Source organism: Clostridium saccharoperbutylacetonicum N1-4(HMT), from assembly GCF_000340885.1.
GTDB lineage: Bacteria > Bacillota > Clostridia > Clostridiales > Clostridiaceae > Clostridium > Clostridium saccharoperbutylacetonicum.
Window position 1 is genome coordinate 3,266,268 of record NC_020291.1, and the last position, 12,767, is coordinate 3,279,034.

The window sequence follows — 12,767 nt, forward strand, 5'->3', positions numbered from 1 at the left end:
ATAGATTTTTTATGTAAATATTAAATGTTAAAATAATAACAAGTGGTGTAAATATTTACACGAATAAAAAATGGAGGCATGAATATGAAGATTTTAGGTATTTCAGGTGGAAGAAAAGACGGCAATAATGATGCCATGTGTAAAGAAGCTTTAATGGCTGCAAAGGAAATGGGAGCAGAAGTTGAATTTGTTCATTTATTAGACTTAGATATAAAGCATTGTACTGGATGTACAGCTTGCGTTAATTCGCTTATGAGTGGAAAAGGAAATATGTGCGTACTTAAAGATGATTTTGATTGGTTACTAGATAAGATGTTAGATGCAGATGGAGTAATTTTCTCAAATCCAATTTTCTGCAAAGGCGCGCCAAGTATGTTCCTTGCAATTAGAGATCGTTTTGGACCAAGAATGGATAGAGGAAATAATGTTGTAGCAACTAAGATTGCAGAAGCAACAGGTGGAAAAGCACCAGATCCAAGAATATTAAAAGATAAAGTTGTTTCATATATAGGAATTGGTGGTTCTGATTGGGTTACAAGATTCCAATGTGATTCAGCAATACAAGCTTTGACTCCGATGTGGAAGGTTATAGATAATACTGTGTTCCCTTGGTCAACAGGAATTGTTGTTGATGAAGATAAAGTTGCAAAAGTACATCAAATTGGTATTAATATTGCAAAAGCAGCACAAGACATTGAAAATGCTACTTATAAAGGTGAAGAAGGAGTTTGTCCACATTGTCATAGCAGAAATTTCTTCCTAGATAGAGAATCTACTCATGCTGTATGTTGTATGTGTGGTATTGAAGGTGAAGTTAAAATTGTTGATGGTAAGGTAAGCTTTGAATTTCCAGAAGAACAATTAGAACATGCTCATGATACTTTATCAGGAAAGTTTATTCATGCTGAAGATATAAAGAAGACTGTTGCAATAAGTATGGAATTAAAAACATCAGATGAATATAAAGAACGTTTGGAAAATTATAAGAATTTTATTAGCGGAAGTAAGCCAGCGAGATAATTAATAAGATTAAAATTGAATTGTTAAATCTCGGATATGAAAGCAATAGTGATTTTTAGTATATAGAGATTAAGTATTTAGCAGGTAATTAAAACTACCTGCTAATGTACATTTGAACATTGATTATTTGAACAGATATATATAATTAAATAAAGAGAGAAGGATAATTGGAAATAAATGAATATTTTAGAACGTGTTCAGAAAATACCTGGAGGAATGATGGTCGTACCAATGGCCATTGCAGCAATAATTAATACATTTATGCCTAGTATTTTGCAGGTAGGGAATCCATTAACTGCTACTTTTACAGGAAAGGGAACCATGTGCGTAGTTGGAATGATGCTGGTGTTTACTGGCATTCAAATTAAACCTAGACAAATACTTCTTTGCTTAAAAAGAGGTGGCATACTAAGTGGTTTAAAAGTTGTTATTGGGATTGTCTTTGGGCTTTTAATAATGAAACTATTTGGAATGGATGGGATATTAGGTATATCAACATTAGCTTGGGTTGCCTGTTTAACAAGCTGCAATCCTGGATTATACATAGCTCTTATGAATGATTATGGGGATGAAATTGATAAGGTTAATTATGTATTGTTAAACGTAATTGGTCTTCCATTTATACCAGTATGTATTTTAGGATTTGCAAATGGAAATGGTTTAGATTATAAGAGTATAATTGCAACCATTGTACCTTTAATTGTAGGAATGCTTTTAGGATGTCTAGATCCAAAGATAAGAAGCTTTTCAAAGGATGGAGTAAAGGTATTAATTCCATTTATGGGCTTTTGCCTTGGAGCAAATATTAATCTAGGCTTAGCAATTCACTCAATTGGAAAAGGTATGCTGTTATTTGTAGTTTATATGATCTTTAATTTTATCCCTTTATATTTGATTGATACAAAGGTGCTTAAGCAAAAAGGACATTCATCAACTGCAATAAGTTGTGTTGCAGGTTTAGCTATGACAGTTCCGAGTTTAATGGCTGAAAGCGATAAAAGTTACCTTCAATATGTAAATGAGGCAACAGCGCAACTAGCTTTTGTAGTAGTGATAAGTGCAGTTGTAACACCTTGGCTAGTTAAAAAAGTTGTTAATAAAAAAGAATTTGAAAGGTCAATAGTTTCTGCAAATTTTTAATAATCTATAAGACACTATAAATTACTCATGTTCCTAAACTTTTGAGGTACTATTAAATTATATTAGAAGGAGATTTGATAATATGGAAAATATGAATTATATACCTAATGGCGGACAAACTTATATGCCTTTTCAAGATAATATTAAGGTTAAAATCTTTGATTTTAAACCTCTTGATGCACCAAAATCACCTATACCTACCTTACAGCTAAAAGATGAATTTAAGGAAAAAGGATTTTTTAAAGCTGAAGATTGTCAACATTTTATTCCCGGTGTTACTGCAGAAATGTTAGATTGGTTTTGGGCTAATATGGAGAAATGCTATTATCTATGGGCACCAGGTGCACATAAGAGATTTAGTTGGGTAAAATCTCCTGTAGAATATGGATTTATAAATTCAAAACATATGATTTCAGAAGCAATGGTTCCAGGAAGACCTGTATTCGGTGGAAATGGAGTAGTGATCAATAGATTTGATTTAAATTGGTTTCCGTTTACAACAGCACTTGAGCATGTGATAGTAGAAGGCATTCTTAATGATAAGAATGAAATAGTAGATATTAACATTCATATGTGGGAAAATGTTGAAGGAGGAATAATTCATGTGACCTCTGCAGCAATAAATACTAGAATTAGTGAACCTCCATCTTTCATTAAAGACTCCCTTGATTCAATGCCAACAAATGAAGATAGAGCAATTCATGCAGAATATGAGGCTGCTATGTGGCCAGTTTTTCTTCCAAAGCTTTATGATCTGTGGAGGGATCATCCAGATTTATCTCAAAATGTTCAATGTGATTTAAGAGTTAAAGTATCAGAAAATGGACAGTTGGAATATATATCTGAAAACAAACCAGTAACAATATAGATTATTAAAGCTATATTGCCCTTAGAGCGATTTTATCTAGTTAGGAGTGGTACTGGGTAAAATTAAATCATAATATATATTTCTAGTAAGTTCATTTTCTAGACCCTTCTAAATTGACAATTGTTAATTTAACATTGATAATTGTAATATGTTGAATTGAAAGTATATTTGAATGTATGGTAGGTGAAAATAAATTTGACTCGCAGACGTAGAGATATTTTAAATGCAGAAGAATACATAACAGGAAATGAATTAGCTAGAATTTGTAATGTGTCTATTAGAACAATAAGAAGTGATATTAAAGAGATTAATGCTCAATTAAAGTAATATTTTGAAGTAGTAATATTTTTGACCATTTGGAGGTAAGATTATATGAATATAAAGTTTGATCCAAATAATGACGTTATTAAACTATGTATGAGTGGGATGGCATTGGAGAGTAGTGGAAACATTGAAGAAGCAATAACGATGTTTTATAAAGCATGGCAGGAAGCAACAGACGACTATGATAGATTTATTTCTGCTTATTATTTAGCTAGTCAACAAAAGAGTATTACAGACAAATTGAAATGGATGGAAACATCTTTACAGTGTGCACTAAATATTGATGATGAAAATGTTAGGAGTGCATACTCAACTTTATATTTAAACATTGCCAAATGTTATGAGGAGTTGTGTGATTCTGCTAATGCAAAAAGAAATTATGAACTGTCAGATTCGTATAAGGGTGCACCTTTTGATGAAGGACCATTTTATCATGGAACAAAGGCAGATTTGCAGGTTGGTGATTTACTGACCGCGGGTGGAAATTCAAATTACAAACCTGGGCTTAAAATGAACCACATTTATTTCACTGCTAATGTCAATGGTGCAGGACTTGCAGCAACATTAGCAAAAGGAGAAGGAAGAGAACGTGTTTACATAATAGAACCAACAGGTGAATTTGAAAATGACCCAAATGTTACTGACAAAAAATTCCCTGGCAATTTAACACGCTCTTATCGCTCACAAGAACCTCTGAGAATTATTGGTGAAGAAACAGAGTGGGCGAATCTGACAACTACGGAGCGACGTGAATGGCGCGAAAAATTAGCTAAAAACAAGGGTGAAATTATTAATTGAACATATTTCAAATGAAGAATATCAAAAATGAATATATACTTTGGAATGTTGTTGACATATTTTCTTGAACAATAAAATCGTTGAATTTAAGCCTCTTGATGCACCAAAATCACTGATATCTAATTTAGAACTAAAAGATGAATTTAAGGAAAAAGGATTTATCAAAGCTCAAGATTGTCAACATTTTATTCCAGGTGTTACTACAGAAATGTTAGAAAGTAGTACTAGGTAAAATAAAAATTCAAGCATAAAATATATTTCTAGCAAGTTCATTTCTTGAGACCTTCTAAAATTGACAATTGTTGATTTAACATTGATAATTGTAATATATTAAATAGAAGGTCTATTTGAATGTATGGTAGGTGAAAATAAAATTTGACTCGAAGACGTAGAAATATTTTAAATTTAATTTTAAATGCAGAAGAATACATAACAGGAAATGAATTAGCTAGAATTTGTAATGTAACTATTAGAACAATAAGAAGTGATATTAAAGAAATTAATGTTCAATTAAAAGAATATAATGTGGAAATTGATTCTAGTGTAAAAAGTGGTTATTTTTTAAATAAGAAGAATAAAGATATTTTAAAAAGAAATAATATTATACGGAAAGTATTGGATTATGAATATATAATTGAAACGCCAAATTCTCCAGTAGATAGACAAATGTATATTTTACTAAAATTAATAAATAAAAAATATATTACTGCTGAAGAATTGGCAGAAGCCTTGTATGTATCTGTATCGACTATAAATAATGATATTGTTTTGATTAATAGTATGTTAAAGACTGATTTAAACTTAGGGATAAGTTATTCTTTAATTAAAGGAATTAGACTTAAGGCTGATGAAAAAGAAAAGAGAAATATAATTAGCTGGGTTGTGGCTAAAAAGCTTAATATTAGTACTGTGCTGAAATATTGGAATTACTTATTTAATGAAGAAAATGTTATTACAGAAGCTAGAGAACTTTATCATATTGTTAAAGCTGAAACACAAAAATATAATTATTATTTATCAGGACACAGTTATCAATTTTTTTGTTATGAAATTTTAGTAGCAGTTAAGCGGCAACAGCTAGGATTTCAGATAGAAAAATCTGATTATGTGAATGGAAGTATAGAAGAAGTTATTATTGCTATCAAAGAAAAAGTGGAAAGTAAATATGAAATCACTTTATCAAATAATGAATGGTTAAATTTACAGGAGTGTTTTAAATCAAAGCAATTTCTTCAGGAAACTAATATTTTAAATATTGAAACAAAAGAAGCAGTATGCATAATAGAAGAATTTTTTAATAAAGTTTACAAGAAATATAAAATAGATTTGGGGGATGAACAGGATAATAAAAATAAATTGATTTTATATGTGGCTCCCATGATAAATCGTATTAGACATAGACATTTCATAGCAAATACAATTGATGAAAAAGTAGTTGATAACTATAAACTAGAATATAAAATTGCTTTTGAATTTGAACATATTATTAAGAAGGAACTGAATTTAAATGTAAGCTTAATAGAGTTAGCTTATATTACTATGCACTTAGTGTCTATGTGTGGATTGTGGAAATATAAGTTAAATACTATCCTTGTTTGTGATTATGATGAGTCTATAATAACTTTTATTAAGGATAAGATTAATAACCATTTTGGTGAAAAGATAAATTTATGCAGAGTTTATGATTATCAAGAATTTATGTATGAAAATGAAGAAAATCTTAATGGAATAGATTTTATAATTACAACATCTACAATTGTTGATATTGCTAATATTCCCTTTGTGAGAATAAATGCTGAAATTGAAAATACAGATATAAATATGATAGAAGAATTTCTTGAAAGTAATAAAGTTAGTTTTAAATAATCTTATAAATTCAAAGTATTTATAGAATATATATTTTGAATTATAAGATTTATTTTTTTATAAAGAATTTTGCAGTTCAAGTGATTTCACTACCAATAGTGAAATATTTTAGTTTGCATGGAGAAAATTAAAGTGACTATAATAAGATTAGAAAACGAAATTATTTTAATTATTTAAGAGGAGGCTAAGTTATGCTTAAAATTGGATATATAGGAAATGGGAAAAGTACCAATAGGTATCATTTACCATTTGTATTACAGAGAAAAAATATTATGGTAAATACAATTTATCAAAGAAATTCTCAAAATGAGAAATGGGATAGAATAGAAGGTGTAAATTACACAACAGATTTAAATGAATTATTAAATGATCCAGAAATACAATTAATAGTGATTTGTACAACTCATAGTAGTCACTTTCAATATGCAAAAATGGTATTAGAATCAAATAAGCATTGTTTAGTTGAAAAACCATTTATGGAAACTTCAGAACAAGCAAAAGAATTATTTTCAATTGCAAAAGAAAAAAATCTAATTGTGCAGCCTTATCAAAATAGACGATTTGATAGTGATTTTTTAACAGTTCAAAAAGTTATTGAATCTGGAAAGCTTGGTGAACTATTAGAAATAGAAATGCACTTTGATTATTATAGACCAGAAGTTCCTGAAGCAATTACAAGTTATGATCCAGCAGCCTCTTACTTGTATGGGCATGGATGTCATACTTTAGATCAAGTGATAAGCTATTTTGGTAAACCAGATAATATTCATTATGATGTTAGACAATTATTGGGATCAGGTAGAATGAATGATTACTTTGATTTAGATCTTTATTATGGAATTTTAAAAATATCTGTTAAATCAAGTTATTTTAGAATAAAGGAAAGACCTAGTTTTGTTGTATATGGTAAAAAAGGATGTTTTGTAAAAGAAACTAAAGATCGTCAAGAAGAGCATTTAAAAGCATTTTATATGCCTAATAATAAGGATTTTGGTGTTGATACTTTTGCACATTATGGTGTGCTTACATATATAGATGATAAAGGTGATATGCACGAAGAAAAAGTAAAATCTGTTAATGGTGATTATGGGCGAGTATACGATGATTTATATGAAGCTATAATAAATAATAAAGCTAAGACTATTACAGATGAACAAGTTTTATTGCAAATGGAAATACTTGAAACAGGAGTAAGGGACTTAAGATAAAATGCTTGTTTGTAATTATATTATTATAAAATCCTCATTTCGTTGAGGTTGGTAGTCTTATTGTGATTACCATACATTGCGAAAGTGGTGTAATCATAGGGTAGAACCTTGGGGTGTTTAGCACTGTGTGGAGAGTAAAAATAGATTTGATAAATAATTAAGAAAAGGAGAGCGTTGACACCTCGTAAATTTAAGAACTAACAAGCATTTACGAGTATGTACCGTGAGTTGTACGGGAATTTAAGCCTTTGGAGAACTATATCAAAGAAGAGTAGTTTACTCTTTTGAGTTCGATGAATAAGGAATGAATTTTATAGAGTTTTATAAAGTTTTGTCAACGGAATAGGATAAGTGAAGGAAGATGTATTAAGAAAACTTTGTGCTGCAAAAGCTATGGAATATATCAAAAATGATACAGTAATAGGACTTGGAGCAGGAAGAAATATAGCTTGTTTAATAGAACTTATAAGTGAAGCTATGAATGATAACTTTAAATTGAAAGTTATCACTCCTTCAGACAATACAAAAAATTTGTGTATTAAGAAGGGAATAGAAGTATTACCAATATTTCTTATAGATACAATAGAGGTAGCTTTTGATGGATGTGTTGAAGTAGATGAAAACTTTTATGCATCAAAAGGTGCAGGAGGTATATTTACTAAGGAAAAAATAGTAGGGGCTATGGCTAAAAACTATATTTTGCTTGCAGATGAAAAAAAATTAACTAAAAAGTTGAGCTGTGAACTTCCAATATCAATAGAAATACTAAAAGATTCCTTAAGTTATGTAATTAAAATAGTTGAACAGTTAGGTGGTAAAGCTATGGTTAGAACTAGTGCTAATAAAGATGGATATTTAATAACTGAGGATGGTAATTTATTACTAGATATTATATTTGAGAATATATTAGATTTTGATAAATTAAATAATAATCTTAAAACTATAACAGGGGTTATAGAAACCTCCATTTTTACTAAAGAAGTTGATAAGATCATAGTTTCTGGAGAAAATGGAGTTAGAGTTATTTCAAGATAGAGGTATTAGATAAAGCTAAGTTATTTAGATATTAGGAGGCGTGAATATGAAATTAGGTATTATCGGAGCAGGAATGATAGTTAGAGAGTTCTTAACTATCACTCCAAATTTGAAGAACTTTGAACTAACAGCAATACTTGGAAGGAAGAACAATGAAACAGCAATTAATGAGTTGAAGAATGAATATGGAATAAAAAATATTTTTTATGATTATGATGAATTATTAAATAGTGAGGTTGATACTATATATGTTGCTTTGCCAAATAATCTTCATTTTGAATTTGCAAAAAGAGCCTTAGAAGCTAATAAAAATGTAATAATTGAAAAACCTATGACCTCAACTTATAAGCAAGCCGTTATATTAAGCGAATTAGCTAAAAAAAGAAATTTATTTATATTTGAAGCAATTACTAATCAGTATTTCCCTAATTATAAAAAGATTAAAGAATTAATCCCAATCTTAGGAAATATAAAAATAGTTCAAATGAATTATTCACAATACTCTAGTAGATATGATAAATTCGTTAATGGAGAAATATTGCCTGCTTTTAATCCGGAATTTTCTGGTGGTGCTTTAATGGATTTAAATATTTATAATATTCATTATGTTGTTGGTTTGTTTGGAAAACCAGAAAATATAGAATACTATCCAAATATAGAAAAAGGAATAGATACTTCTGGAATATTAATATTAGACTATGTGAAATTTAAATGTGTGTGTATTGGAGCAAAGGATTGTAAAGCACCTATTGCCAATAATATACAAGGAGATAAAGGGTGTATATATCAAGATACACCAGCCAATGTATGCGAAAAATTTGAATTATTAATGAACGATGGAAGTACTTCAGAAATAAATGAAAATAATTATGAACATAGAATGGTTAATGAATTTATAGAATTTATTAATATAATTAGCAATAATGACTTGGAAAGCTGTTATAGAATGTTAGAACACAGTTTAATAGTTAGTGAAGTTCAAACAATTGCGAGAAATAAAAGTGGAATAATATTTCCAGAAGATAATTTGAATTAAAATTGAGTGGATTTTTAACTTTCTTTTAAGATATTATGTAGATAAATTTAACAAACTAGTTGTATCATGAAATTTAAAAGAGGTATTATTACAATAAAAATCAACATATTAATGCTAAAAATTTGGTTATACAAATAAGGAGAGATAATAAATATGTTAGATAAACTAGCTAGTATTTTAAAGCATGATGATGAAGAAGAGTTAGAAAATATTATAGAAAATAAAAATATTTCAACAGTCTATCAACCTATAGTTTCACTATTAGATGGTGAAATTATAGGTTATGAAGCGTTGAGCAGGGGACCTAAAGATTCGCCGCTTCAGAACCCTGACAAACTTTTTACAGCTGCTCAAGTTTACAATAAAACCTGGGAATTGGAGCAATTATGTAGAATTAAAGCAATTGAAAGAGCTGCTGATATTGATAAGAATAAATATCTTTTTATCAATGTTGATCCATATATTTTTAAGGATGAAAAATTCAAGAAAGGCTTTACAAAGGAATTCCTTGAACAACATAATATGTCGCCTGATTCTATAATTTTTGAAATCACGGAAAAAACATGTATAGAAGATTATAAAAGTTTTAGACAAGCATTGAATAACTATGTTGAACAAGGATATAAAATTGCAATTGATGATACAGGTTCAGGTTATTCTGGACTAAAAATGTTAAATGAAACAAAGCCTCATTATGTAAAAATTGATATGGATTTAATAAGAAATGTTAATGAGGATTTTTTTAAACAATCTTTATTAGAATGCTTTGTTAAGCTATCAGAAGCAACTAATATGAAGTTAATTGCAGAAGGAATTGAAACCGAAGAAGAATTAAAGACATTAATTAACTTAGGGGTCTACGCTGGTCAAGGTTTTTTTCTAAGCCGTCCAGCAGGAAATTTTTTAGATATACAAAACTCTGTTAAGAATTTGATTATTAAGTGCAGGAGATTTAAAGAAAATAGTTACTATAATCTTCAATCAAATTATATTGGTGAAATTTTAATTCAACATAAATCCTTTGATGTATCAACTCAATGTGGGAAAATAAAAGAATATTTTACTTCAAGTGAAAATATGGGAGCCTGCATTGAAAAAGATAGCTTACCTGTAGGTCTAATTATGAAGCACACTTTAGATTCAGCTCTTGCTACACAATATGGCGTAGCTATTTTTACAAAACGTCCAGTACATCTTGTAATGGACACTAAGCCATTAATTGTAGATTATCATACCCCAGTAAATGAAGTTTCAAGGATAGCTATGTCTAGAAAACCAGAAAAAATCTATGACAATATTATTGTAACTAAAGATGATAAGTATTGTGGTATTGTATCAATAAAATCTTTGCTGAATTATACCACTAAGCTTGAATGCAATTATGCTAGACAACTAAATCCTCTAACTGAACTTCCAGGAAATACAGCTATACAAGATAATGTAAATAAGATTATTAAAAATAAATTAAAATGCTGTATTTTATATTTTGATTTAGATAATTTTAAAATTTATAATGATAATTATGGCTTTGAAAATGGTGATAGAATTCTTAAATATACTGCTCAAGTAATACAATCAAATGTTAAAATGTTATTTCCTTTTTGTGGCTTTATAGGACATGTAGGTGGAGATGATTTTGTCAGCATTATTGAAAGTTCAATTGATGAGTGTGAAAATTTATGCAAAGAAATAGTGATGAAATTCGATGAAGGTATTTTAAATTTTTTCAATGAGGAAGATAAAAATAATAAGTATATTGAAGCAATAGATAGGATTGGAAGAAAAGGGAAATTTCCAATTACTTCGATTTCAATAGCTGGAGTGCATGGAGAATTTAGTCACTTTTTGAATCCAGAAGAAGTAGGTGTATTTGTTGCTGCAATCAAAAAGGAAGCTAAGCATATTGCTGGAAGTTCTTATATAATAAGAGAGATCTGTTAGTATTAATTTGTTAATAAAAAAACAATAAAAAAATTAAAAAAAGTTAGTAATTTTATTTAAAATATGATAATCTATTCTAAGTAAAACCTTTACATAATATTATGTAAAGGTTTTACTTAAAACGAGTTTATTTATAGACATTTTTAAAGATAAGGATTGCTTAAGCTTAATATGCTATAAATTAATTAATAGTTGCCTTATATAAAAAAGTATAAGGGATTTTAAAGGAGTGGAATGAATGAGAATATTAATAATTAATTGTGGAAGTTCTTCCTTGAAGTATCAATTTATTGATATGGAGAATGAATTTCTATTAGCTAAGGGATTAGTTGAAAGAATAGGAATGGATGGATCAGTCTTATGCCAAAATAGAAGTGGAGAAAAATATAAAATTGAAATCCCTATATTAGACCATAAAGAAGCTATAAGTTTTGTGCTAAAAGCACTGTTAGATGAAAAACATGGGGTAATTAGCGATGTTTCTGAAATCGATGCCATTGGACATCGAGTTGTTCATGGAGGAGAATTTTATTCTCAATCAGTAATTGTAGATGATACTGTAATACAAAATATAAAGGAGTGCGTAAAACTTGCTCCGCTTCATAATCCTGCCAATTTAATCGGTATTGAAGTATGCAAGGGTTTAATGCCTTCAACACCGATGGTTGCAGTATTTGATACAGCATTTCATCAAACTATGCCAGAGGAATCATATGTTTATGCACTTCCTTATGAATTATATACTCAACATTCAATTAGAAAATATGGTTTTCATGGAACTTCTCATAAACATGTTTCAGAAAAAGCAGCTGAAATGCTTAATAAGAATATAAACGATTTAAAAATAATTACTTGTCATTTGGGTAATGGTGCTAGTATAACTGCAATAAAAGAGGGGAAATCTATTGATACAAGTATGGGATTCACTCCGCTTGAGGGAATTCCTATGGGGACTAGAAGTGGATCTATTGATCCTGCAATAATAACATTTATGATCAGAGAATTAAATTTATCAGTGGCTGAAATTGATGATATCTTGAATAAAAAATCAGGGGTATATGGAATATCAGGAATAAGTAGTGATTTTAGAGATATTGAAGCTGCTGATGAAGATGAAAATAAGAGAGCACATCTGGCTTTAGAAATATTTTATTCGAAAGTAAAAAAATATATTGGCTATTATGCAGCAGCAATGGGGGGCGTTGATTGCATTGTATACACAGCAGGATTAGGGGAAAATTCTCCAGAAGTGAGAGAAAAAACTTGCAGAGACCTTGAATTTTTAGGAGTTAGTATTGATAAAGATAAAAATAAAGTTAGAGGGCAAGCATTAGAAGTTAGCACTGTAGATTCAAAAGTTAAGGTACTAGTTATCCCTACTAATGAAGAACTAATGATAGCTAAAGATACACAAGAATTAGTGATGGATTTTAAACTCTTTAAGGAAGAATTAGAAGATAAAATTATTGTATAAATATAAGCTTATCTCACCAAACATATTATCGGTATTGACAATATCAAAAGTTTATGG

General features: G+C 29.1%; 12 protein-coding genes. All 12 read left to right on the plus strand.

All coding sequences use genetic code 11. From position 1 onward, the window contains the following. The first annotated feature begins 84 nt into the window (after positions 1–84). The 12 genes from CSPA_RS14575 (at position 85) to CSPA_RS14620 (ending at position 12,710) form a co-directional block, all read left to right on the plus strand. The gene (locus CSPA_RS14575) at positions 85–1,020 is read left to right on the plus strand and encodes a flavodoxin family protein (protein ID WP_015393075.1); all 936 of its coding nucleotides are present in this window, start codon (positions 85–87) and stop codon (positions 1,018–1,020) included. Between the two features lie 177 nt (positions 1,021–1,197). Then, the gene (locus CSPA_RS14580) at positions 1,198–2,160 is read left to right on the plus strand and encodes a 2-keto-3-deoxygluconate permease (RefSeq protein WP_015393076.1); all 963 of its coding nucleotides are present in this window, start codon (positions 1,198–1,200) and stop codon (positions 2,158–2,160) included. A gap of 82 nt (positions 2,161–2,242) precedes the next feature. Continuing rightward, on the plus strand, positions 2,243–3,028 hold the full coding sequence (locus CSPA_RS14585; protein WP_015393077.1) for a DAPG hydrolase family protein: 786 nt from the start codon (positions 2,243–2,245) through the stop codon (positions 3,026–3,028). 183 nt (positions 3,029–3,211) lie between these two features. Further along, entirely contained in the window at positions 3,212–3,355 is a 144-nt protein-coding gene (locus CSPA_RS29160; RefSeq protein ID WP_077363164.1) for an HTH domain-containing protein, read from the plus strand. A 381-nt stretch (positions 3,356–3,736) separates the two neighbouring features. Further along, positions 3,737–4,150: an NAD(+)--rifampin ADP-ribosyltransferase gene (gene arr, locus CSPA_RS30995; RefSeq protein ID WP_390624471.1), complete on the plus strand. Its 414-nt coding sequence runs from the start codon at positions 3,737–3,739 to the stop codon at positions 4,148–4,150. Positions 4,151–4,214: 64 nt separating this feature from the next. Beyond that, entirely contained in the window at positions 4,215–4,382 is a 168-nt protein-coding gene (locus CSPA_RS29555) for a hypothetical protein (RefSeq protein ID WP_017810600.1), read from the plus strand. Positions 4,383–4,525: 143 nt separating this feature from the next. Then, complete coding sequence (locus CSPA_RS14595; RefSeq protein WP_015393079.1) at positions 4,526–6,016, plus strand: BglG family transcription antiterminator; 1,491 nt, start codon at positions 4,526–4,528, stop codon at positions 6,014–6,016. Between the two features lie 191 nt (positions 6,017–6,207). Further along, entirely contained in the window at positions 6,208–7,224 is a 1,017-nt protein-coding gene (locus CSPA_RS14600; protein WP_015393080.1) for an oxidoreductase, read from the plus strand. Between the two features lie 351 nt (positions 7,225–7,575). Next, positions 7,576–8,259 (plus strand): ribose 5-phosphate isomerase A, encoded by a 684-nt coding sequence (rpiA, locus tag CSPA_RS14605; RefSeq protein WP_015393081.1) that lies wholly within the window; start codon positions 7,576–7,578, stop codon positions 8,257–8,259. Between the two features lie 46 nt (positions 8,260–8,305). Next, a complete protein-coding gene (locus CSPA_RS14610; RefSeq protein ID WP_015393082.1) occupies positions 8,306–9,295 on the plus strand; it encodes a Gfo/Idh/MocA family protein in 990 nt (329 codons plus the stop codon). 153 nt (positions 9,296–9,448) lie between these two features. Continuing rightward, positions 9,449–11,236 (plus strand): GGDEF domain-containing protein, encoded by a 1,788-nt coding sequence (locus CSPA_RS14615; RefSeq protein ID WP_015393083.1) that lies wholly within the window; start codon positions 9,449–9,451, stop codon positions 11,234–11,236. A 238-nt stretch (positions 11,237–11,474) separates the two neighbouring features. Next, positions 11,475–12,710: an acetate kinase gene (locus CSPA_RS14620; RefSeq protein WP_015393084.1), complete on the plus strand. Its 1,236-nt coding sequence runs from the start codon at positions 11,475–11,477 to the stop codon at positions 12,708–12,710. The last annotated feature ends 57 nt before the right edge of the window (positions 12,711–12,767 follow it).